Annotated in this window: 24 protein-coding genes; 20 read left to right on the forward strand and 4 right to left on the reverse strand. The window is 51.6% G+C overall.

Going from position 1 to position 23,098, the window contains the following annotated elements:
- Positions 1-40: 40 nt before the first annotated feature.
- Positions 41-1,258, forward strand: a complete 1,218-nt coding sequence (sucC, locus tag ACYVAD_RS25690) for an ADP-forming succinate--CoA ligase subunit beta (protein WP_461142420.1) — start codon at positions 41-43, stop codon at positions 1,256-1,258.
- A gap of 85 nt (positions 1,259-1,343) precedes the next feature.
- Here sucC and ACYVAD_RS25695 read toward each other — a convergent pair whose 3' ends face one another.
- Positions 1,344-2,162 carry a M48 family metallopeptidase gene (locus tag ACYVAD_RS25695; RefSeq protein ID WP_461142421.1) on the reverse strand — a complete coding sequence of 273 codons (819 nt, stop codon included), beginning with the start codon at positions 2,160-2,162 and terminating at the stop codon, positions 1,344-1,346.
- 198 nt (positions 2,163-2,360) lie between these two features.
- Between ACYVAD_RS25695 and ACYVAD_RS25700 the strand changes: the two genes are divergently transcribed.
- The 10 genes from ACYVAD_RS25700 (at position 2,361) to ACYVAD_RS25745 (ending at position 10,750) form a co-directional block, all read left to right on the forward strand.
- Positions 2,361-2,972, forward strand: coding sequence for a fumarylacetoacetate hydrolase family protein (locus tag ACYVAD_RS25700; protein ID WP_461142422.1), 612 nt, complete (start codon positions 2,361-2,363; stop codon positions 2,970-2,972).
- A 173-nt stretch (positions 2,973-3,145) separates the two neighbouring features.
- A complete protein-coding gene (locus tag ACYVAD_RS25705; protein ID WP_461142471.1) occupies positions 3,146-5,107 on the forward strand; it encodes a M23 family metallopeptidase in 1,962 nt (653 codons plus the stop codon).
- Positions 5,108-5,157: 50 nt separating this feature from the next.
- Positions 5,158-5,607 (forward strand): thioredoxin-dependent thiol peroxidase, encoded by a 450-nt coding sequence (bcp, locus tag ACYVAD_RS25710; RefSeq protein WP_461142423.1) that lies wholly within the window; start codon positions 5,158-5,160, stop codon positions 5,605-5,607.
- Between the two features lie 79 nt (positions 5,608-5,686).
- Positions 5,687-6,544: a transketolase gene (locus ACYVAD_RS25715; protein WP_461142424.1), complete on the forward strand. Its 858-nt coding sequence runs from the start codon at positions 5,687-5,689 to the stop codon at positions 6,542-6,544.
- 57 nt (positions 6,545-6,601) lie between these two features.
- Positions 6,602-7,576: an AAA family ATPase gene (locus ACYVAD_RS25720; RefSeq protein ID WP_461142425.1), complete on the forward strand. Its 975-nt coding sequence runs from the start codon at positions 6,602-6,604 to the stop codon at positions 7,574-7,576.
- On the forward strand, positions 7,570-8,142 hold the full coding sequence (locus tag ACYVAD_RS25725) for a DUF4276 family protein (RefSeq protein WP_461142426.1): 573 nt from the start codon (positions 7,570-7,572) through the stop codon (positions 8,140-8,142). Before ACYVAD_RS25720 ends, ACYVAD_RS25725 begins: the two co-directional genes overlap by 7 nt.
- Before the next feature lie 9 nt (positions 8,143-8,151).
- Positions 8,152-9,105 (forward strand): transketolase family protein, encoded by a 954-nt coding sequence (locus tag ACYVAD_RS25730; protein ID WP_461142427.1) that lies wholly within the window; start codon positions 8,152-8,154, stop codon positions 9,103-9,105.
- Between the two features lie 78 nt (positions 9,106-9,183).
- Positions 9,184-9,756 carry an RNA polymerase sigma factor gene (locus tag ACYVAD_RS25735; RefSeq protein WP_461142428.1) on the forward strand — a complete coding sequence of 191 codons (573 nt, stop codon included), beginning with the start codon at positions 9,184-9,186 and terminating at the stop codon, positions 9,754-9,756.
- A gap of 66 nt (positions 9,757-9,822) precedes the next feature.
- Positions 9,823-10,287, forward strand: a complete 465-nt coding sequence (locus ACYVAD_RS25740) for a hypothetical protein (RefSeq protein WP_461142429.1) — start codon at positions 9,823-9,825, stop codon at positions 10,285-10,287.
- A 25-nt stretch (positions 10,288-10,312) separates the two neighbouring features.
- The gene (locus tag ACYVAD_RS25745; RefSeq protein ID WP_461142430.1) at positions 10,313-10,750 is read left to right on the forward strand and encodes a hypothetical protein; all 438 of its coding nucleotides are present in this window, start codon (positions 10,313-10,315) and stop codon (positions 10,748-10,750) included.
- 102 nt (positions 10,751-10,852) lie between these two features.
- Here the strand turns inward: ACYVAD_RS25745 and ACYVAD_RS25750 are convergent, their stop codons facing one another.
- The 3 genes from ACYVAD_RS25750 to trpF all read right to left on the reverse strand — a co-directional run bounded on the left by ACYVAD_RS25750 (position 10,853) and on the right by trpF (position 13,470).
- Positions 10,853-11,887, reverse strand: a complete 1,035-nt coding sequence (locus ACYVAD_RS25750) for a LiaI-LiaF-like domain-containing protein (protein WP_461142431.1) — start codon at positions 11,885-11,887, stop codon at positions 10,853-10,855.
- Between the two features lie 2 nt (positions 11,888-11,889).
- Entirely contained in the window at positions 11,890-12,372 is a 483-nt protein-coding gene (locus ACYVAD_RS25755) for a PspC domain-containing protein (RefSeq protein ID WP_461142432.1), read from the reverse strand.
- Positions 12,373-12,852: 480 nt separating this feature from the next.
- Positions 12,853-13,470: a phosphoribosylanthranilate isomerase gene (gene trpF / locus ACYVAD_RS25760; protein ID WP_461142433.1), complete on the reverse strand. Its 618-nt coding sequence runs from the start codon at positions 13,468-13,470 to the stop codon at positions 12,853-12,855.
- A gap of 195 nt (positions 13,471-13,665) precedes the next feature.
- On the opposite strand from trpF, the gene mnmA reads away from it, so the two are divergent.
- From mnmA to ACYVAD_RS25805, 9 genes are all read left to right on the forward strand, one after another.
- The gene (mnmA, locus tag ACYVAD_RS25765; RefSeq protein ID WP_461142434.1) at positions 13,666-14,844 is read left to right on the forward strand and encodes a tRNA 2-thiouridine(34) synthase MnmA; all 1,179 of its coding nucleotides are present in this window, start codon (positions 13,666-13,668) and stop codon (positions 14,842-14,844) included.
- A 62-nt stretch (positions 14,845-14,906) separates the two neighbouring features.
- Positions 14,907-15,158, forward strand: coding sequence for a hypothetical protein (locus ACYVAD_RS25770; protein WP_461142435.1), 252 nt, complete (start codon positions 14,907-14,909; stop codon positions 15,156-15,158).
- A gap of 51 nt (positions 15,159-15,209) precedes the next feature.
- Positions 15,210-15,881, forward strand: coding sequence for an HAD family hydrolase (locus ACYVAD_RS25775; RefSeq protein ID WP_461142436.1), 672 nt, complete (start codon positions 15,210-15,212; stop codon positions 15,879-15,881).
- 57 nt (positions 15,882-15,938) lie between these two features.
- Complete coding sequence (locus ACYVAD_RS25780; protein WP_461142437.1) at positions 15,939-17,015, forward strand: agmatine deiminase family protein; 1,077 nt, start codon at positions 15,939-15,941, stop codon at positions 17,013-17,015.
- 4 nt (positions 17,016-17,019) lie between these two features.
- Entirely contained in the window at positions 17,020-17,358 is a 339-nt protein-coding gene (locus ACYVAD_RS25785; protein ID WP_461142438.1) for a n-acetylglutamate synthase, read from the forward strand.
- Positions 17,358-18,062, forward strand: a complete 705-nt coding sequence (locus ACYVAD_RS25790; RefSeq protein ID WP_461142439.1) for a hypothetical protein — start codon at positions 17,358-17,360, stop codon at positions 18,060-18,062. The genes ACYVAD_RS25785 and ACYVAD_RS25790 overlap by 1 nt, the downstream gene beginning before the upstream one ends.
- Positions 18,063-18,186: 124 nt before the next feature.
- Positions 18,187-20,547, forward strand: a complete 2,361-nt coding sequence (locus tag ACYVAD_RS25795) for a peptidylprolyl isomerase (protein ID WP_461142440.1) — start codon at positions 18,187-18,189, stop codon at positions 20,545-20,547.
- 121 nt (positions 20,548-20,668) lie between these two features.
- A complete protein-coding gene (locus ACYVAD_RS25800; RefSeq protein ID WP_461142441.1) occupies positions 20,669-22,051 on the forward strand; it encodes a peptidylprolyl isomerase in 1,383 nt (460 codons plus the stop codon).
- A gap of 84 nt (positions 22,052-22,135) precedes the next feature.
- Positions 22,136-23,098 carry an AAA family ATPase gene (locus tag ACYVAD_RS25805; protein WP_461142442.1) on the forward strand — a complete coding sequence of 321 codons (963 nt, stop codon included), beginning with the start codon at positions 22,136-22,138 and terminating at the stop codon, positions 23,096-23,098.

The raw sequence follows: 23,098 nt of genomic DNA on the forward strand, positions 1-23,098 counted from the left end.
CACAAAAATACGATTTCCAACACTCCTTGTTGCAGTTGTCATGAACATACACGAGTATCAGGGTAAAGAAATTCTGAAGAAGTACGGCGTACGTATTCAGGAAGGCATTGTAGCCGAGTCACCCGAGAAAGCCGTAGAAGCCGCCAAACAGATTATGGCGCAGTCTGGGTCTAAATTTGTGGTCGTTAAATCACAAATCCACGCGGGCGGACGCGGTAAGGGCAAAGTTGTCGGCTCAGAACAGCGGGGTGTTGCCCTGGCCAAATCCGTTGATGAAGTCCGGGATATTGCCAAAAACCTGATCGGCAACGTACTGGTTACCCACCAGACGGGTCCTGAAGGCCGCAAAGTAAACAAGGTTCTGGTAGCTCAGGATGTTTTCTACCCTGGTGCGTCAGAGCCGAAAGAGATGTACCTCAGCATCCTGCTCGACCGGTCTAAAGCCTGCAACGTCATCATGGCCAGCACCGAAGGCGGTATGGACATTGAAGAAGTTGCCGAGAACACGCCCGAAAAAATCGTTAAGGAATGGATTGATCCGGCCGTTGGTCTGCAACCGTTCCAGGCACGTAAAGTAGCATTCGGACTGGGCCTGGAAGGCGAAGCCTTCAAAGAGATGGTTAAATTCGTAACCTCGCTTTACAAAGCGTACGTTGAAACCGATGCAGCCATGTTCGAGATCAACCCGGTTCTGAAAACGTCGGACAACAAAATTCTGGCGGTTGATGCAAAAGTGAACCTGGACGACAACGCCTTGTACCGTCATCCAGAGTTGGCAAGTCTGCGCGACGTCGCTGAAGAGGATCCCCTCGAAGTAGAAGCATCGGCCAACGACCTGAACTACGTAAAACTGGACGGTAACGTCGGTTGTATGGTAAATGGTGCAGGTCTGGCGATGGCTACGATGGACATCATCAAACTGTCGGGCGGTGAGCCTGCCAACTTCCTGGACGTAGGAGGTGGCGCTAACGCGAAAACGGTTGAAGCTGGTTTCCGGATCATTCTGAAAGACCCGAACGTAAAAGCTATCCTGATCAATATCTTCGGTGGTATCGTTCGTTGTGACCGCGTAGCAACGGGCGTCGTTGAAGCCTACAAGGCCATTGGTGATATCCCAGTTCCGATCATTGTTCGTCTGCAAGGTACCAACGCAGCCGAAGGTGCTAAGATCATCGACGAATCAGGCCTGAAAGTACAGTCGGCGGTTGAGCTGAAAGAAGCAGCCGAGAAAGTACGTCAAGTGGTAGCCAATCTGTAATTCCGTTATTTTTCTTGATAATCCCAATAGTAAAAAGGGAAGCCTCATGTGAGGCTTCCCTTTTTACTATTGGGGTAGGTAGCGACTAGCGTTTCGCATAAAATTTCAACGCTTCAGGCATCAGCTTTTGCAGATCGTTAATCCGGCGCTGATCCGAAGGGTGCGTTGATAAAAACTCGGGGGGTTTATTTCCGCCACCCGCCTGCGCCATACGCTGCCAGAACGGCACAGCTTCCCGTGGGTCATACCCTGCCATCGCCATAAAGATCAATCCCAGATGGTCGGCCTCCAACTCTTGATTCCGGCCGTGTGGCAACGCCCGTCCGAGCTGGTACGCTGCGGGCAGCGAAGCCCCTACGGCCTGCATCAGTAACGCCCGGGTCGTTGAGCTTTGTTGCGCTTGCGATCCGGCGTAAACCTGACCTACCTGAAGCAGCCCGTTGGCAACCAAGCTTTCGCTCATTCGCTCATTCCCGTGTTCAGCAATGGCATGTGATACTTCGTGTCCCATTACCGTGGCCAGACCAGCCTCATTTTTAGTGTAGGGTAGAATTCCCGTATACACCACGATCTTGCCTCCAGGCATACACCAAGCGTTCACCTGCGGGCTTTGCACCAGGTTATACTCCCAGCTAAACCCTTCGAGTCGTTTGGCATAGCCATTTTCGTTCATGTATTTTTCCACGGCCTGCCGAATCCGCATACCAACCCGTCTTACCATTTCAGCATCGCTGTTACGTACTACGGTACTGGTGTCAATGAACTGCTTGTATTGCGTGTTGCTCAGGGCCAGCATTTGATCATTCGGTACAAACGTAAGTTGCCGACGATTGGTAATCGGGACTCGTTCGCAACCACTGATTGCGATGCCCAAGACCAGCATGCTTATAAGTGCTTTTTTCATTTTCTCCTGCTTATTTATCTGGAATGGTTTTCTGTCTGTAGATGACCCGGAAGGACTCGAATTTGTTTAAATTTTCCCGTACGGGTTCTGCCAAGCTGTCTTTAAGCCTTAGATTTGCGACAGTCTCAATCGTTTAATCAGCAGTTGGAAAACTGACGATCGTTCGCACGACCGCAGGCTTTCCCAGCTTTCACCAATATGAAAATCATTTGCGTAGGCCGTAATTACGTCGAACATATTCAGGAACTTAACAATGAACAGCCCGATGACCCGGTCATTTTTCTGAAACCCGAAACGGCGATTCCTCTAAAAAATGAGCCTTTTTTTTACCCCAGCTTCTCGAACGATATTCATTACGAAGTTGAGGTTTTGGTAAAGATCAACCGGGTTGGTAAGAACATTGACGAAAAATTCGCGCACAAATATTACGACGAAATCGGCATCGGGGTTGATTTTACCGCCCGTGACGTGCAGAGTAAGCTGAAAGCGAAAGGGCTTCCCTGGGAACTGGCTAAAGGATTCAATGGCTCCGCGCCTATTTCCGGTTTTATTCCCAAAACCGATTTTGCCGATCTACAGAATCTGAACTTTAGGCTGGATCTCAACGGCGAAACCCGGCAACTGGGCAACACCAGCCTGATGCTGTTCAAAATTGACTACCTGATCTCGTTCGTTTCAAAATATTTCCTGCTGCAACAGGGCGATATTCTGTTCACCGGTACGCCAAAAGGGGTCGGCCCCGTACAGATTGGCGACCGACTCACTGCTTACATCGAAGACCGAAAAATGCTGGAGGTTGACGTAAAATAGTCAGTATTCGTTACGTCTCCATCACGCCAAATCCATTGCTTTTGAAACGATTAGTAGTTTATAGTCTGATACTTGGCTGGCTTAGCCTTGGGTTCGCCTTTGCTCAGACCGGTACACCACCTCAGTCGCCGGGGAACACCCCTGTCGTTCCGTCCAGCAAGCTGGCAGGCTCGATGGTACCACCCGGTTATTTTTTATTTCCCATCATGCCAGGTAACCTCAACTCGCTTTCGGGGGGTATGGGCGATCTCCGGCCCAATCACTTTCACGCCGGCATCGACATTCGTACGGGCGGCCGGGAAGGGCTGGATGTTCACGCGGCCGCGGATGGGTACGTGTCGCGCATTGCCGTGTTTACGGGTGGTTACGGCAACGTAATTTTCATCAAGCATCCCAACGGGCTAACAACGGTTTACGGTCACCTGAAAACACTGAACGACACGCTTGGCTCGTACCTACGGGCGCAACAATACGCCCGCAAAACGTTCGAGATTGATCTGCGTTTCAAACCTGATCAGTTCCCGGTAAAAAAAGGGGACGTGGTTGCAGCATCGGGTAATACGGGCGGCTCGGGAGGTCCGCACCTGCATTTTGAAGTGCGCGACGCTAACGACAATCTGATCAACCCGCTGCTATACGGCTTTCCCGAAATTAAAGACGAGGTTCCGCCCTATTTCGAGCGAGTAGCCCTGAAGACGATGACGTCTACATCCCGGATTAATGGCGAGTACCAACGGATTAGTCTCGTCCCGACGCGCCGGCCCGACGGTACGTATGTCATTACGCAGCCGATTACGGCGTCAGGCCTGATCGGTATGGAAGTGCTGGCCTATGACAAAACCAGTGGCTCGCCGTACCGAAATGGGATTAGTTGTCTGGAAATTAAGCTCGACGGGCGGGAAGTGTTTGCCTACAACATGAACAGTTTTCCGAATGAGCAGACCCGGTACATGAACCTGCACGAAAACTACGAAGTCGAGCAGACTACCGGCCAGCGTTACCACCGAGGTTACATTGCCGATGGCAACATTTTGAATCTGTACAAACTGCCCAGCAACGCAGCCTACCGGGGCCGTTTACCGCTGCTGGACGGCAAACCCCACCAGGTTACGCTAACCCTTTTTGATGCGTTCGACCAATCGGCTCAATTAACGTTTACCATCCAGCCCGAAACAGCTGCGACACCAACGCCAGCCTTACAGGCCGATTCACTGCTGGCTTCGGAGGACGACGAGGAGACCGTAGCGCCGGCTCCCGCTCCTGTTACCGGGCAACCGACAGCGACGGTCATAACGGACGAGAATGTACTGAAACTGACAGTCAAAAATGTGTCAGCAACGAATCCGCCCGTAGCCAAGCTTTTTGTTGGTCGCACGTCGACGGATCTACCCGCCAGCTACGCTAAAAATAATCAGGCTGTCTACTTAATGGATTTACGAAAAGCGCTGCCTGACTCAATCGTTTTTGGTCAGCGATCGGTGCGGACGTATTTTAAGCAACAGGTTTATCCGGGCAAGGCTGAAACGGTGACTGACGGCGGCAACCGACTGGAGTTTAGCCCCAAAACGCTGTTCGATACGTTGCATCTGAGCATGCGTCCCATGCCGGGTGGCGGTCTGGAAGTCAATCAATCGATTATTCCCCTGAATGATTTTCTGACCATCGAACATACGCCCAACTACCCCATCGCTATCGACACCATGCGCACCAAAGCCTATTGGGTGAGTGGTGGCCGACCAAGTTTTGTGGGCGGTAAATGGAACAAAGGACGGATTGAATTTAAGACCCGGTCGCTGGGACGTTTTCAGTTAATTACTGACGCGACCCCGCCGACGGTTGAGATTCTAAGTGCTACGCCCGCCGGGATAACGGCCCGTATCCGGGATAACCTGTCGGGCATTGCCGACTTCCGGGCATTTATCAACGGCGAGTGGGTGCTGATGCAGTACGACTACAAACGTGCGCTACTCTGGTCAGATAAACTGGACCCGGAAACGCCGTTCGAAATTGGCGATGAAGTTTTGGTTCAGGTAAAAGACCGGGTTGGCAACGTTGGTTCGGCCAGTAAAATTATTGGTGAGAAGCCGGCCGTGGTCAAGAAAAAAGCCACACCCAAAAGCCGCCGAAGACGTTAATCCATCCTCTCAAATCGGTATTATTCCCGGAGAATTTTCTTTCAATTCCTATGAGCTTATCTGTTGGCGATCCAGCCCCTAACTTCACCAGCACCGACCAGAACGAACAGCCAATTAGCCTGTCTGACTTTCGGGGCCAAAAAGTAGTCCTGTATTTTTACCCCAAAGACGATACACCAGGTTGTACGGCCCAGGCCTGTAGCTTACGAGATAATTATGAAGCTTTAAAATCGGCGGGGTTTGAAGTACTCGGTGTAAGCACCGATGATGCGGCCTCGCACCAGAAATTCATCGGCAAACATAACCTCCCCTTTAAACTGATTGCCGATACGGATCAGCAGATCGTGACGGCTTACGGCGTCTGGCAGGAAAAATCGATGTACGGCCGTAAATTCATGGGCATCGTCCGAACGACCTTCGTCATTGACGAAAATGGTAATATTGCTGAGATTATTACCAAAATCGATACTAAGCAGCACGCTGAACAGCTTTTAAACTAACGTAATGCGGAGCCTGATCCGCTTTTCTCACCCTTGAAGTAACCCGATACGGACGTAGGCATCCGTACCTGATCTGATTATGGAAATTCAACAACTCGAACAGATTGCAACCGCCGTTCGGCGGGATATCGTCCGCATGGTAGCCGCCGTTAACTCCGGCCACCCAGGCGGTTCGTTAGGCTGTACCGATTTTCTGGTAGGTCTATATTTTGACGTCATGCGTCGCAAAATGGACGCCGATGGCAAACCCGTTTTCGACATGGATGGCATCGACGAAGACATTTTCTTCCTTTCGAACGGACACATCTCGCCGGTTTTCTACTCTGTACTGGCGCGGGCGGGCTATTTCCCAATTGCGGAACTCGCTACATTCCGGAAGCTGGACAGCCGGTTGCAGGGCCACCCTACTACGGCTGAACACCTACCAGGCGTTCGGATCGCATCGGGTTCGCTGGGGCAAGGTTTGTCAGTAGCCGCTGGTGCTGCTTATGCCAAAAAACTGAACGGTGACGACAAACACGTTTACGTCCTGATGGGCGATGGCGAACAGCAGGAAGGCCAGGTCTGGGAAGCGGCTCAGTTTACCCCCAACAAAAAGCTGGGCAACCTGACCGCCGTTATTGATTACAACCTCGCGCAGATCGACGGCAAAACGGAATACGTCAATGACAACCGCGACCTGGCGGCAAAATACCGGGCGTTTGGCTGGCACATCGACGAGATGCAGGGCAACGACATGAACGACGTTATCCGGACGCTGAAAAAAGCGCAGGAAAATCCCGACGTTCCAACCCTGATTCTGATGCATACCGAAATGGGTTACGGCGTCGATTATATGGTGGGCAACTACAAATGGCATGGCGTCGCGCCTAATGCCGAGCAAGTGCAGCAGGCTATGAATCAGTTGCCGCTGTCAGTAGGGTACTCTGATTATTAGTTCTTTAGAAAAAAGAGGCAAGACGTAAGACAGGAGACGTAACGCCACGAGTTAGTCATGAAGATCCAACGCTTAGTCATCGAAAATTTCAAATCCATAGAACGGATCGAGCTCATCGAGCCAAATCCGTTCACGGTCTTTGTCGGCCCCAACGGTTCCGGCAAGTCGAATATTTTCGAGGCTTTGGAGTTTGTGAATTTACGATACAGCACTTCTATCGGTACTGCTACAGGTTTGTTTGGTGGCTTCGGTAATTTCTCGAGAAGGCAAGATTTAGACAAGAAATTTTCTTATGAGTTAGATCTAGAGAAATTCAACCTATCCTACTCTTACTCTGAAGAAAGTTTTGATGATAGCGGTGAAATAATCAACGAGGAGGAAACAACTCTGACTCCTCAACAAAAAAAGTCTTCTGCCTATCTGCAATACTTCAACAGCTTCTACCGGATTTTTATTAGAAGAGATAACTTAGTTAAGTTAGCTTTTAACGATGATCGGCGTTTGTCTTTATCGGCGTCAAATCTTGAAAAAGTATTAAAGCGGATTTTGACTAACTCCATACTTAAAGAAGAGATTTTTGAGTGGCTTGAATTATTCGTTCCTAGTTTTAAGGCAGTGGAGATAGACGACAGAGACGAACTACGTTGGTTTGAAGTTTCATCTTCTGGATACTTCACAAAAGACTTAATCTCTGACGGTACGTACAACATTTTAGCCTTGCTTACTGCTATTTACCAGAGTGATCAACCACAGTTTTTGTGTATTGAAGAACCCGAAAACGGTCTCAATCCTAAAGTCATTTCTGAGTTTGTCAACCTCTGTCGCTACGCCTGCGAAGAGTTTGGTCATTTCATCTGGTTGAATACGCACTCGCAATCACTGGTTTCTCAATTGACTACGGAAGAGATCGTTTTGGTTGATAAACGGGACGGTGCTACACAGATCAAACAGGTAAAGGGAATGAATTTGCATGATCTGCCAATGGACGAAGCGTGGCTTTCCAATGCTCTTGGAGGGGGTATACCGTGGTAAAGCTGGGTATCATCTGCGAAGGAGAATCCGAACCATTCATTCTCGATACAGTAGATTTCCGCCAATTTATTGCTCAGCATAATCTTGAGCTGGTTGGCGTAACGCAGGCTGGCGGCAAAAAGGAATACGAGGCCGAGCGAATAAATAAGCACCGAAAGATTCTTCTTGACCGAGGGGCCGAGCGGATCATTGTTCTGGTTGATTTGGACGCAGATGCTTGTATCACGCTGACAAAGCAACAGATTAACTCAGCACCAAATCAAACAGTAATTGTAGCAGTCAAAGAATTCGAAAACTGGTATCTGGCTGACTCGCAAGCACTAAGTTCATTTCTTGGCGTTACAGCAGAAATCGATTTGCCAGAGCACGATGATGATGCGATTACGACGATTATCGATATGGGCAGAGTAGCCAGACGATTTGCTCGTTATCGAAAAAGTAAAGTGCTTCTGGCCAGAGATATGCAACGGCACGGCTTCTCCATCGAGCGGGCGGCTGCGCATCCGAATTGTCCAAGTGCCCATTATTTTCTAACAAAATTGCAAACCCTCGCTTCGGCGAACTGACTAAGAAACATGAAAAAATTCGAATACACAGAGAAGAAAGACACACGCTCGGGCTTCGGCGCGGGCATTGCTGAACTGGGCCGCTCAAACCCGAAAGTCGTCGCCCTGACGGCCGATCTGGCAGGTTCGCTTAAGCTGGAGACGTTTATCAAAGAAAACGCTGAGCGGTTTGTGCAGTGCGGTATCGCCGAAGCCAACATGATCGGCGTATCGGCTGGCCTGACCATTGGCGGTTTTATCCCCTTCGCGACTACGTTCGCCAACTTCGCGACGGGCCGGGTATACGACCAGATTCGCCAGTCAGTAGCCTATTCGAACAAGAACGTAAAAATCTGCGCATCACACGCGGGTGTTACGCTGGGTGAAGATGGCGCAACGCACCAGATTCTGGAAGATTTGGGCATGATGAAAATGCTGCCCAACATGACCGTTATCAATCCCTGCGATTACAATCAGACTAAAGCCGCGACCCTCGCTATTGCCGAGCACGAAGGTCCGGTTTATCTGCGTTTTGGTCGTCCGGTCATTCCCGTCTTTACGCCTGCCGATCAGAAATTCGAGATCGGAAAAGCGTGGCAAATCAACGAAGGCACCGCCGTATCCATCTTTGCTACGGGGCACCTGGTTTGGGAAGCCATCAAAGCGGGCGAAATGCTGGCTGCGGAAGGAATTGAAGCCGACATCATCAATATTCACACAATTAAACCGTTAGACGAAGAAGCGATTCTGGCATCGGTGAAGAAAACGGGTTGTGCCGTTTCAGCCGAAGAACACATGCTGAACGGCGGTCTGGGCGACAGCGTAGCGCAGGTCCTGGCCCGTAACTACCCGGCTCCGCTGGAGATGGTGGGCGTCCACGATACGTTCGGTGAAAGCGGTACTCCTGATCAGCTGATGGAGAAATACGGCCTGACGGCCGACAAAATCGTTGAATCGGTGAAAAAGGTCATGGCACGAAAATAGCGCCATGATTACGGCAGGGACAAACTGTCCCCCGCCGACAGACGAGAACTGCCCATTGCCAGTTCCATTTGATTGACAATGACTGACGAAGAAATCCTCACTAAATACCGCGACCCGTCGAGCCGGAATTATGCCTTCAATCTGCTGGTGCGCAAGTACCAGCAGAAAATTTACTGGCATATCCGCAAGATGGTCATCGACCACGATGATGCCGACGACCTGGTGCAGGAAACGTTCATAAAAGTCTGGAACAGTCTGGAACAGTTCCGGGGTGATAGTCAGTTATATACGTGGATATATCGCATTGCGACCAACGAGTGTCTGAACTTCCTGAACAAGAAACGTCGTCGCTTTTTTCTGCCCATTGGCGACGTAGAAGGCGAGCTGATGGAGAAGCTGGAAACCAACGCTGACTACGTAACATCCGGCAACGAACTCAGTGGCGAGGACGTACAGATTAAGTTACAGAAGGCATTGTTAAAACTGCCCGATAAACAGCGGCTGGTATTCAACATGAAGTACTTCGATGATATGAAATACGAAGATATTGCGGAAATTACCGGTACGTCGGTGGGTGCCTTAAAAGCTTCGTATCACTTTGCGGTCAAAAAAATTGAGGACTATCTAACGAAAACAGACACAACCAATTAAACCCCGGCTTTCTCCAGTTGTCAAATCAGGAAGAAGGCAAACAGTGTGACTTGTGCCCGATAGATTATGAACGAAAACAATCCCTTCAGACTAGACGAACTGCCTTCCGAGCATCCGCTTCGGCAACAGCCATTTACGGTCCCGGAAGGTTACTTTGACCAGTTGCCCTCGCGGGTTCAGGAGCGAGTGACGCGGAAACCGAAACCAGCTTTTTCCGTAAGCTGGTCGTGGCAACGGACGGTGGCCTCGCTGGCGGGAGCCAGCCTGATCGCCGTTCTGGTATGGCAAACATTACCGCAGCGGCAGGAATCGCTGGGCGATGAAGCGTTGGCGGGCGTAAGCGACGATGTCATTGCGGCTTACCTTGACGATCAGGGAGTTGACCCGTACGAACTGGCCGACATGCAACAAATTCACTCCTCGCTTGGTAGTGATACTACGGCGATTCAGTTTCTTAACGTAGCCCCGGCAGATATCCAGCGGCTTATTGAGGAACAGAACCTAACTAATACGCAGAATATAGGTTCCTGATTAGTAGATGGCAACTTTTACGACAATGAGACACGCATGGATGGGTATGGCGCTGGGTTTGCTCTTGACCGTTCACATGGCCAGTGCGCAGAACGACCCAGGAGGTCGCCAGAAAATAGAATCCGCAAAGATTGGATTGATCACGAACCGGCTTAACCTGACGACGAATCAGGCTCCGCAATTCTGGGCGGTTTACAACGAATACAACGCCAAGAAGCAGGAGTTAAACCGGCGAATCCGGCAATTGAACAACGATCCGGCGCGAACCGGCATGAACGACAACCAGTTGGTTAACGGACTTCGTGAGATGAACGCAACGAAACAGAAACTGGCCGATCTGGATGAGGAATACATGTCCCAATTTCTGAAAGTAATCAGTCCAGGCCAGTTGACAGAGTTGTATAAGACGGAGCAGTATTTCAACAAAATGCTGCTTAATCGACTCAACAATCCGAACGATTAAGCTTTCTCCTTCGGATAAGCGTCTTGGCTGGCATAACCTAGTAACGTAAAACCCCGCTCCAGATCTACTGGGCGGGGTTTTACGTTACTCTAGGAGAAACAATTAGTACCGAACTACTTTGAAGCTGGAGATACCACCATCGAAGCGAATCAGCATTTTCTTCTTCGCAGCATCATAACCAGGGCTCAGGTATTCACCTCCACCAACGTCGGTGAAATCATCGAGCTTATTCAGATTTAGGGCACCATCTTTCTTGATTTTGCAGCCTACCTCTTTCGGCACCCGTATGGTTACCGACGCGGCGCCCACGTCCAGCTTCACATCCGCCTGATCAGCTTTCGCGCCCAGTTTTAGATCAATATCAATGGCTCCGCCTTCAACCTTCAGTTGTTTAACCGCATAGGCACTCAGGTCCAGTTCTCCCTGACCGGCTCCCAATCCCACGTCCATTGTCCAGACAGGTTTGGTGTTGAGATGGACATCAACCCGATTTTCGTAGTTGCCGTCCTTTAGATCAATCGTCTGATTTTCTTTCGTTGGCATCAGCTCGATCGTTGGAATGCGCGTTGTTGGATCGCGCTCCACTGACATCGAGTAATTGCCAATGCTGTTACGTGTGTTGACTTTGATGAGTTCGCTGGACGGATCGCTGATGATGAATCGCCCCGCTCCACCCGCCAATTTGAAAACGGCTTCGCGCGTGTCTTCCTGCATGGGCTCAGCAAACGTATTCGTTTTTACCTCATCGCCTTCCAGCCGACGCTTATTCCGTTCAGACTGGTAGTCGCCGTCAGTGTCTTCATCATCGGAGTCAGACTCTTCCTCGTCCGAATTGGCATCGTCATCGTTCTCATCCTGATTCCAGCGGAAACTGTACTCAGACCGATCCCGGTTAGGCGAAAAGAGACCGAATAACGTAACTGGTACAGCCACAGCCAGCATAACCGTTGTGACAAAAGCGGCTGGGTTGTCCCGACGCTCCAGAATCACGTTTACACCAGCCAGGATTAGCAGTGCTGGCCAAAAATCGACCAGAGTATGCCAGTTTACGTCCAGCCAGTCGTTTCGGCGCGCCAGGAAAAGAATGCCCAGCGTCAGCAGAAATATACCCCAGAATAATCCGTTACGTGGTTTCATGGCTAAAGCGAGCTGGGTGGCGTATTATCGTTGGGTTTGTACGTATCGTTGGGATTATACGGCGGTTTGATGCGATCGCGAAAAATCAGCCATAAGCCAATAGCGATCAGTACGAACGGCCACAGATCACCAGGATCAATGTCGAAATAGCGATCGAGGAGGAACAGAACGCCCAGTACGATCAGGACAATACCACCAATGATGCTGCGGTCAGGAGAAGCAGGTCGATTCGGATTATAAGGATTCATTGTGAAGAAAGGATTTGCGTAGGCGGAAGATTGATAAACGGATGCACCGTGGGCCTGTTTCGGCATCACGATCCACAAGATAATATAAATCACGAAGGCCGGGAAACCCGGTAAAGGTATTCCAATCAGAAAAATAAGCCGCACCAATGTGCGATTTAAGCCAAAATAGCGAGCCAATCCGGCTGCAACACCACCAACCATAGCCTCGTCGGCAATGCGTTCTAATCGTTGTGTCATAGCGTTTAACCAGTTCCCTGGTCGTTTAAACTGATGTAAACCTACAGCACCTGTCTTTGTTCTTTACACGGATTTGGAAGAGTGGACGCGCATCTGGATGGATGTGTGTTTTCAATGATAGTAGGTAATGCATAGTAGCGGGATTATGGCGTGGAGCTGAAGGTATGGGGTAAGTGGATAGGAGAACAGAGAGGTAATAAGTGGCTAACTCTAGAACCAGCCCCAGCCCTTCGCCCCGACCCCTCCTAATCTTGTAGGGATTTCGTTCTTATCACCGTCGCGGGCCGCCCCGCCCAGCCCCTCCTCAAACAGGGGGTAAACATACAGAGTGATCTTTTTTCTCCCCCTCCTGTTTGAGGAGGGGGCTGGGTGCGGTAGATAGCGGTAAACTAAGCCAGCTTCACCACCTAATGAAACCCCTACAAGATTAGCAAACCCTTTACCCCTCTCCCCGCGCCCAAATTCCCAGTCCCATCCCTCCTATTCTTCCTCTATCGCTTCAAGAATGTCCATTAATTCGCCGAACTCCTTGTTACCAGGTCGTTCTTCCTCGCCCCCCCGTAGTGCGATTCCCTTGACGGGCAGTTCGTTTAGTAGGTCGTGCACGTTATTGATCGAAATGCCGGTCCCTAGCAGGACTGGGTAGCGGGCAGCGAAGCGCTGTAGTGCAGTCTTCAGATCACCGTCCAGATGAACAGGCATAGTGCTGTCGAGCAATATGTAATCAGCCCCATCAATGCCAGCATGCACCAGCATGTCCAGTTGGTCAAGCGTAATCTGCGACACGTCGATTCGTAGAATCAGCGACTTACCCAACGAACCTAGATAGGGCAGTAAGGCCGCTTCTTCAACCTGTAAAAGATCAGGTTGGTAGGTTGCCAGTAACTGCTCAATCTGTTCAGGGTCGATGGCTGTCGTTTCGCCCACAATCTGAATTCCGGCTACCCACGATTTTATTTCCTCGAATTTCTTCGGATCAACGTAGTCCGGCGCATCTTCATCCATTGAAAACCCCAGCATATCAACCCCCATCCCGGCGCAGTAGCGAGCGTCGCTCAGATTTGTTACGTTCGAAATTTTTACCAGCGTTTTCAGCATGCGTTTCGTTTCTAATTAAATCTGGTAGCTACTCGTTTTCTAAAATTACTACGTAGACTCCAGTCTGTGTTTTGGGCAAAGGTACGGCAGCCCTTGGAAACTAAGCAGACCGGGAACGCTGTTCTCTTTTTAGGCCGTATCTTTACGGTATCTTTTTAGCAAATCGCAGGGCTTTGACCCCTGGTCGGATCAATTATGAGCAAACACGGACGAATTCTGGTCGCCATGAGTGGCGGCATCGATTCTTCACTGGCAGCCGTTCTCCTACACGAAGAAGGCTACGAGGTCATCGGGATGACCATGAAAACCTGGGACTACGCATCGTCGGGCGGGACCAAAAAAGAGACGGGCTGCTGCAGTCTCGACAGCATCAACGACGCACGCAACATCGCCGTCAATCTGGGTTTCCCTCATTACATTCTTGACATCCGGAATGAGTTCGGCGATTACGTCATCGACCATTTTACGGGTGAGTATATCGAAGGCCGGACGCCTAACCCCTGCGTTTTGTGCAACACCCACATCAAATGGGATGCGCTGCTCCGCCGGGCCGACCGGCTCGATTGCGAATTCATTGCCACCGGCCACTACGCGAATATTCGCCATGAAAACGACCGGTACGTTATTTCGAAAGGCGTCGATACGCTGAAAGATCAGTCGTACGTGCTGTGGGGCGTTTCGCAGGAGAGCTTGAGCCGTACGAAACTACCGTTGGGCCATCTGCGCAAATCGGAAATCCGGGAGATGGCCAAAGATCGGGGATTCATCGAGCTGGTGACGAAGTCTGAATCGTACGAAATCTGCTTCGTGCCTGATAACGACTACCGTGGTTTCCTGAAACGGCGCGTACCGGGACTGGAAGCCGAAGTAGCGGGTGGCAACTTCGTGATGGAAGGCACTGGCAAAGTCCTGGGCAAACATCAGGGGTATCCATTCTATACTATCGGTCAGCGAAAAGGGCTGGGCATGGCGTTTGGGCAACCCATGTTCGTGACCGAGATTCGGAAAGACACGAACGAAGTCGTGCTGGGCGTCGATAAAGATTTGTACCGGGACGGCATGATCGTGAGCAAGCTGAACCTGCAAAAATACGCGTCCATCGAGCAGCCCATCGAGACAACGACTAAGGTACGGTACAAACACGATGGCCCCCCCGCCACGATCTCGCAGACGGGCGATAAGATCGAAGTACTCTTCCACGAAGGCGTTTCGGCCATTGCACCGGGCCAGGCTGCCGTTTTCTACGAAGGCGACGACGTAATCGGCGGTGGCTGGATCATGAAAAGTTTTCGGCAGTCGGAACTGCGCCAGTCGGATCTGCGCCAGTCAGATTCGTCTCCAGAAGCAGTAACGCGAGCCACGGCTGCTATCTAAGTTAACGAACGGCTCGGCATTGGCTGAGCCGTTTGTGTTTATTCACCAGATCTCCGGATTTCATGCAACCCGAAATCAGAACCCGACACAGTCCCGAGCTGCATCCCCTGCGTTTTTCGCTGAACGTGCTGTACACGGCCCGCCTGCTGATTGGCATGAACGCTAATGAGTTCGAGGCCGAAGCCTGCCTGGACGTCGTTGACGAGCGCATTGAAGACATCACCGACGAGCTGGTAGCAACGGAACTGCTGCACGAAGCAGCTGTACTGGTGGGCGATGTCTTGCCCACGCAGAACGACAAACCGGCGTGCTAACTTCGTGCGCTTTTTCAACGTATAATTTTTCACTACATCCTCTTTCTTTCTATGCCTGCAACTCCATTTGCTACCCTGTTTGACATGGACGGCGTATTGGTTAACAATACCGATTACCACATCAACGCCTGGATCAAATTTGCCGATAATCATGGTTATCAGCTCAGCAAGGAACAGTACGTAGCAAACATCAACGGACGCGTATCGGCGGATGCACTGGCTTATCTGTTCCAGCGCACAATGCAGCCCGACGAGCTTGAGTTATTTACCGAAGCGAAAGAAGGGACATATCGGGAGCTGTATAAACCATTTCTGGCTCCTACGCCGGGACTGATTGAGTTTCTGCAAGCCCTGAAAGCCGACAATGTTCGTACGGCCGTTGGTACGTCTGCCCCGGTCAGTAACCTTGGTTTTACGTTGGATGGGCTGACGATCCGCTCGTATTTTGACGCGATTGTCGACGCCAGTATGGTCAAGCACGGCAAGCCTAACCCAGAAATATACCTGACTGCTGCCGAGCGGGTTGGTATAGAACCCGCCCGCTGCGTTGTGTTCGAGGATGCTTTTGCGGGTATTGAAGCGGGCCTCCGGGCGGGTATGCCCGTTGTTGCCCTGGCGACCACGCATACTCACGACGAACTGTCCACGACGGGTGCCTCGCTGATCATTGATGACTTCACGGGCCTCATCGTTGATACCATCCGAAAACTGATTGAGCCATAATTGACGCGCCGAGCCCGTCAGATTTCGTATTTTTGCTGTTCAATCGTCAATCCGTTTATGACGCAGTCTTCATCGATTCAACTCGATCCCAACGAATTCATTCCCGCCCGCGAGGGTTTTTTCTTTCCGGCCGAGTGGCACCCGCACGTAGCAACCTGGCTGAGTTGGCCCCATACCGAGGCATCCTGGACGTTCGAACGGCAGGAACTGATGTTCCCGGCCTACATTGAGTTCATTAAAACCATTGCCGAGAGCGAACAGGTCTGCATCAACGCGCACAATGATATAGTCATGCAGACCGCCAAACTGCGGCTGCTGGCGGCCGGGGCCGATATGAGCCGAATTACGCTCCTGCCCCACCCCACCAACGATTCCTGGTGCCGCGATCATGGCCCCGCTTTTCTGATCAATCCGGAACGTAACGAGCGGATGGTTGTCAACTGGGGCTACAACGCCTGGGGGGGTAAGTACCCTCCCTACGATCGTGACGATCTGATTCCGGTCGAGATTGCGCATTACCGCAAGCTGAATTACGTAACGCCCGGAATTGTCATGGAGGGAGGTTCGGTGGAGTTTAATGGAGCGGGAACCGTGCTGACCAGCCGGGCCTGTCTGCTTAATCAGAACCGGAACAGCCATCTGACACAGACTGACATCGAGAAATACCTCTGCGATTTCTACGGAGTTCAGCAGGTGTTGTGGGTAGAGGAAGGCATCGTGGGTGACGACACCGACGGGCACATCGATGATACGGTACGCTTTGTGAACGAGGATACCGTCGTTGCGGCTTACGAGCCGAATGCCAACGATGACAATTACCCATTTTTGCAGGAGATTCACCGGGAGCTGCGCGAGATGCGCCTACCCAATGGCAAGCAACTTAATATTGTCGAGTTACCCATGCCCAATCCGGTTGTGAGTGACGGACTACGGCTGCCCGCTTCTTACGCCAATTTTCTGATTACGAATGGTTCGGTCATTGTGCCCACGTTCCGCTGTACCAATGACCAGCGGGCCTTGGACATCCTGACGCCATATTTCCCCGGTCGTAAGGTAGTTGGTATTGACTCCACCGATATTGTCTGGGGACTGGGAAGTTTCCACTGCCTGAGTCAACAGGAACCAGCTCTGTAAATCTATGTACGACAACAAACTTTTCCGCTCTGTCACGAACACGGACAACGGCGAGGTTTCCGGCGATACGCTGTTTCACTACCATCAGCAAGATCAGTTGGTGTGGGCCGAATACGCCGGTGGTGCCATCGTCAAAGGTCATCTAATCGCTACGGTACTGGACGATTACAGTCTGGACATGCGTTATCAGCACGTCAACAAACAGAACGAACTGATGACTGGCCGGTGTCATTCCGTACCCGAGCGTTTGCCGGATGGTCGGCTGCGGATACACGAATCCTGGCAGTGGACCAGTGGCGACAACTCGTCGGGCGAATCGATTGTCGAAGAAGTTACCACCTGATGCAGACCTACTTGATCCGGACTCTGGTTCCTCTTTTGGTACTCGCCTTCTCCGCCTGCTCGCGGTCGTCGGGGCTAACCGCTCAACTGACGCCCCGCTCGCTGAAAGCGATCAATCTGGAGGAGACGATCAGTCGGCGCGACGAGCTGATGCTGGCCTATACGCTGACGAGCTATGGCGCTAATAACAAAGCTGCTGCAGTCGTGAACGGCGGCTGGGGCATCCGGTCAATCCGTAAAGGTCAGCAAATTGACTTACAGGCATCAAAAGACAGTATCGCCCGACCAATCAACCTGGCTATTCCACGTAACGGGAAGCTGGTCGCCAGTGTCGTGCTGCTGGAAGTTGATGACTATCAAAAAACAAGGCAGCTGCTGGATCAGGTTCGTCGGGTGCATAACGTAGTCAGCGCACCAGCTATGTTGCTGCTGTCGGCTACGGAGCTGCTTACCCCGCTCAAATACGTAGCGGCTGGTATGGCTGCATCGGGTGTTGGATTGAGTTTGCTGGATCGGCTGGACAAGGACGACCTGATTGGCCAGAGCAGTGTAGAACTGTCCGAAGCTGAATTACGCCGGAGCCATCAGCGTTTGATTCACGTACCGGCTCAGTTTTCGGGACGCCATTTACAGGATTCATTTGCGTATGAGCTGACCTTCGACCTGCTGTTAAAAACCGTAAAAATCCGTCCTGGTCGTCAATAAGCCTTTGTGCGAATCGTTGCTTAACCATAGAGTTGGGGTGCATGACGTAGTACCCCAACCATCAAACGAATGATTTTTGTTACGTCGCTGTTTTATCGCTATCGTACCCTAATTCTCTGACGCTATGCGCCAACTTACAGGCGGTATTCTGCTGGCCCTTTTCGTAACAGCCTGCAAAACAGCCGCGCCAGTTGTTCAGCAAACACCCCCGAAACAACCCGTTATCATCACGCTGGGCGACAAAGCTTTTACGACTGACGATTTTTTTCAGTCCTTCACCAAAAATCAGCTTTCGGCTGATTCGACGCAGCACACGGACGTCCGGCAATACCTCGATCTGTACACGAACCTGAAGCTGAAAGTACTGGCCGCTGAAAACGAAAAGCGCGACACAACCGAAGACTTCCGGGAGGAGATGGCCACGTACCGGAAACAGTTGGCTCAGTCGTACATGACGGATCGGGTACTGGTTGAGTCACTGTCGGCTGAAGCTTACCAGCGGATGCAGGAGGAAGTCAACGTATCCCATATCCTGATTTCAGTCAGTGAGAACGCTACACCCGCCGATACGGCAGCGGCCTTCGACAAAGCCAATACCCTGCGTAAACAACTACTCGGCGGGCAGGATTTCGCACAGACAGCTCAGGCCAACTCAGCCGATCAGACCACGGCGGCAAAAGGCGGCAACCTGGGCTATTTCACGACATTCTCGGTGATTTACCCGCTCGAAACGGCGGCTTATACAACGCCCGTTGGTAGTATTTCGGCTCCCGTGCGAACGCGTTTTGGCTACCATCTCATCAAGGTAAATGATAAGCGACCCAGCCGGGGGCGGGTGCAGGTAGCGCATATTCTAGTGCGGATCAGTCCTAGTGCAGATGAAGCAGGTCAAAAAGCGGCTCAGGAACGTATAAATGCCATTTACGCCCGACTTCAGAAAGGCGAGTCGTTCGAAACGGTGGGCCGCGACGTTTCCGACGACCTGACTTCACGCATGAACGGTGGGCTGTTACCATCTTTCGAAACGGGTCGGCAGGTACCTGCTTTTGAGGAAGCCGCCTACGCACTCACCAAACCGGGTGACCTGTCAAAACCAGTCCGGACCAACTACGGCTGGCATATCATCAAGCTCGTCGAACGAAAGCCGCTCGACTCGTACGCTACGCTCGGGCCTGCGCTGCGCCAACGCGTAACGACCGACACCCGCGCCGACGTGCTACGCCAGGCTACCGTTCAGCGGTTACAGAAAGCGTATGCCGTTAAAGAAGCAACGCCCGTTCTGAACGACGCTCTGGCACAAGCTGACAGCAGTTTGCTACGAGGCCAATGGCGTTACCCGGAAGTACTTCCACCAACGCTCCAGGATAAGGTTATTGTCACCATTGCCGATCAGCCCTATACGGTTAATCGCTTTTTCGACTTCGTTCGGCAGAAGCAGCAGCCCCCACGCAATCCAGTTATGCAGAACGGTGCCAATCAGGCGGTGTCAACTCCCGTAACAGGCTCACCAGCCGTGGCGATGCGCCGGATGTTTGATCGTTACGTTGGTGATCAGCTGATTGCAACCGAAGAAGCCAATCTGGACAAGAAATCCCCTGAATTCCGGGCGCTGCTGGGCGAAATCCGGGACGGCGTTTTACTCTCGCAGGTAATGGATAAAAACGTCTGGGAGCGGTCTATGAATGACTCGACCGGACAGCGAATGATCTTCGAGCAGAACAAGCATAAATATAAACTTCCCGAGCGGGCGGTGGCCACAATTGTTGTTGCCAAAAACGACGCGCTCCTGAAGCAAACAACCGACCTGTTGAGTAGCCGCCCGCCGTACCAGCTTCGTCGTACATCCTCCGACTTGTCGTACGATAAAACGCAGACGGCAATAACGCCCCAGATGCGCGAGAGTCTATCCGAAGTGCTAGTAGCGATGGCCCGTAATCAAGACTACATTGTGGAGGTAAGTGGTTCGCACGACGCTACCGAACGTGATTCAGTTTCGGCGGGCCGTATCCGGGCCGTCGTCAACTTTTTGCAGCAGAACGGCATTTCATTGAGCCGAATAACCGAAAAAGATTACCAGGGAGCCCGTCCCGGCGAGTCAGCCGCGGTAGCCCAGCGCCGGGTTACGTTCCAGTACTTTTCCAACGCAAAAGCCGACGTGGTCAAAGTCCTGAATAGCCGTAATCCGCAGTCGGGCGACGAGCCAGCCATCACGATTTCGGAAGGCACGTTCGCGCAGGGAGCCAACACGTACCTGGATGGCATCAACCAGTGGAAGGTCGGAACCACCGTAGTGCATCCGGCGGGCAAAGCTGTAGCCATCATCATCAGCCGAATTGAGCCCGCTCGTCCGCAGACCTTCGCCGAAGCGCGGGGGAAAGTAATCAACGATTACCAGGCCGAGCTTGAAACGCAGTGGCTGACGCAGTTGCGACAACAGTATCCCGTAAAGCTGAACGAAGGCGAGATCCAGAAATTAGCTAAATAATCCGGTCCCGTTCCGGCTTGAACAATTCAGCTCGCCGGAGGGCGTTTAGAAACTAGCCGGGTGTACTCTTAAAATTCGTTAAACCACAGAACATTACCCGTTCGGTGCGTATCTTTAAAACATGAAAACTATTTTTAGTGGTGGACTGCTCCTTCTGGTCAGTTGGTTGCTAACAGCGCCAGCCTTTGCTCAGCGTCAGGAAGTCAGTCTGAATAAAATCATCGCCAAAGTTGATAATTATTACGTCCTCCGGTCCGATTTGGAGGAGGCTCTTCAATCATACGTCAGCCAGAATCAAACGCCCCCCCAGCGATGCCAGATACTGGAGAGTTTGGTCATCAACAAAATGATGCTGGCCAAGGCGGAGATCGACTCCGTCGTTGTTGAAGAAAAAATAGTCGACAGCGAGCTAGACCAGCGGATGGCGTACATGGCCCAGCAGTTTGGTTCAGAAAAGAACATTGTCGAAGCGTACGGCAAGAGCCTGGAAATGTTGAAAAGTGAACTTCGGCAGCAGGTGAAAGATCAGAAGATCGTGCAGAAGATGCAGCAGAAAATCACGAGCGATATCAAAATCACCCCTCGTGAAATTCGCAAATTCTTTGACGCTATTCCCAAAGATAGTTTGCCCTATATGCCAGCCGAGGTTGAAGTCGGCCAGATTGTTCGGTATGCCAAACCAACCAAAGAGCAGAAAGACGTACTGCGTCAGCGCTTGTTAGACCTCAAAAAACGCGTTGCTGCGGGCGAAGACTTTGCCAAACTGGCGAAAGAAAACTCCGAAGACGTTGGTTCGGCGCAGAACGGGGGCGACCTCGGCTTTGCCAAGCGGGGCATGATGGTGGCACCGTTCGAAGGGGCAGCCCTTAAGCTCAAACCCAACGAAATGTCGGACGTTGTCGAGTCTGATTTTGGCCTTCACCTGATTCAGTTGATCGAAATCCGTGGTGCAGAATATCACGCCCGTCACATTCTGCTTCGCCCGGACTATAACCGGCTCGACCTGAGCGGACCGACAAAATACCTGGACAGTCTGCGTAACCTGGTTCAGATCGACACGCTGAAATTCGAAAAGGCAGCTCATGATTTCTCGGACGATAAAACTACCGCCGATGCGGGTGGTTTACTCCGCGATCCTCAGTCGGGTGGCAGCCGTCTGGCTATGGATGGCTCGATGGAGTACTCGCTGTTCAGCATGCTCGATACGATGAAAGTGGGTAGCATTTCGGCTCCCCTGCCTTACCGAACGGAAGATGGTAAGAGCGCGGTTCGCCTGCTGTATTTTAAGAGCAAGACCCCTCCCCACACGGCTGATTTCAAAACGGATTTCGAAAAACTGCAGACGATCGTGCTGACGAACAAAAAGAACCGCGCCATCGACGACTGGTTCAAAAAATCGCTGGCTGACGTATACATCTCGGTTGATCCTGAATTTCAGAACTGTAAGATTTTCGGCACAACGCAGGACAATGCAGCCAGCCTCAGCAGCAGTGGAAGTCGATAAGTTTCTGTAGGTTTCTGTTTGGTTTTTCGTTTGATTTACTGATCAGCGTCAACCTGAAACCATAACCGTTTAAACCTATTCCCTGTGCCTTACTCATCGGATGTTGCGGCTGCAGAAGCCCTTTCTAACTCGTATCAAAAGCTCAAAACTGAAATCTCAAAAGTTGTCATTGGTCAGGACGAAACAGTCCGTCTGCTGCTGACAGCCATTTTCTGCCAGGGTCACTGCCTGCTGGTTGGGGTACCGGGCCTCGCAAAAACCCTGCTAATCCAGACCATTGCCAACGCGCTTCACCTGGATTTCAACCGGATTCAGTTCACGCCCGATTTGATGCCATCCGACATCCTTGGCTCGGAAACTCTGGACCAGGAACGTAATTTCAAGTTCATCAAAGGACCGGTATTCGCGAACATCATTCTGGCCGATGAGATCAACCGGACTCCGCCTAAAACGCAGTCAGCGCTGCTGGAAGCGATGCAGGAGTATTCGGTAACGATTGCCGGGCAGAAATACAATCTGGGACGTCCGTTCTTCGTGCTGGCTACGCAGAACCCCATCGAGCAGGAAGGTACCTATCCCCTGCCCGAAGCGCAGCTGGACCGGTTCATGTTTAACGTCTATCTGGATTATCCGTCGTACCAGTCCGAGCTGGATATTGTCAAGAGCACAACCTCCGACAAACGGCCAGAAGTGCAGCGGGTTATTACCGGCGATGAGATCCGGGAATTTCAGCAGTTGGTACGTCGGGTACCCGTTGTTGACAACGTTATTGAATACGCCGTTAAGCTGGTGCACAAAACGCGTCCGAACACCGAACTCGCATCGGCTGACGCGAACCAGTACCTCGAATGGGGCGCTGGCCCGCGGGCGTCACAGGCGCTGATTCTGGCCGCCAAATGTAACGCCTTGCTGAACGGTAAATACTCGCCCGATATTGAAGACGTTCAGGCGGTTGCGCTGCCGATTCTCCGCCACCGTGTTGTGCGGAATTTCAAAGCCGAAGCCGAAAATATCTCCGTCGAGCAGCTCATCAAACGGATGATGTAA

The organism is Spirosoma pomorum, assembly GCF_054776615.1.